General features: G+C 43.5%; 1 rRNA gene. It reads left to right on the top strand.

Features of this window, described 5'->3' with window-relative positions:
* The first annotated feature begins 197 nt into the window (after nt 1–197).
* Nucleotides 198–312, top strand: a 5S ribosomal RNA gene (gene rrf, locus H4J75_RS19825).
* Nucleotides 313–317 lie beyond the last annotated feature (5 nt).

Below are 317 nucleotides of genomic sequence, written 5' to 3'. Positions count from 1 at the left end.
TCCCATTCCGAACTCAGAAGTGAAACGCAGTAGCGCCGATGGTAGTGTGGGAGTTCCCATGTGAGAGTAGGACATTGCTAGGCTTCTATTTAGAGAAACCCGTAGCTGATGCTACGGGTTTTTTGTTCCAAGGTTCTAATTTACTTTGTATTTTAAACAGTATAAATTAAATTATATCTTTGATATTACAAGTTTTGTCTAGCGACAATAGCACTGTGGCACCACCTGATCCCATTCCGAACTCAGAAGTGAAACGCAGTAGCGCCGATGGTAGTGTGGGAGTTCCCATGTGAGAGTAGGACATTGCTAGGCTTCCA

The sequence above is a fragment of the Colwellia sp. BRX10-1 genome (assembly GCF_014077545.1).
Lineage (GTDB): Bacteria > Pseudomonadota > Gammaproteobacteria > Enterobacterales > Alteromonadaceae > Colwellia_A.
This window is presented reverse-complemented; position numbering and strand designations above follow the sequence as displayed.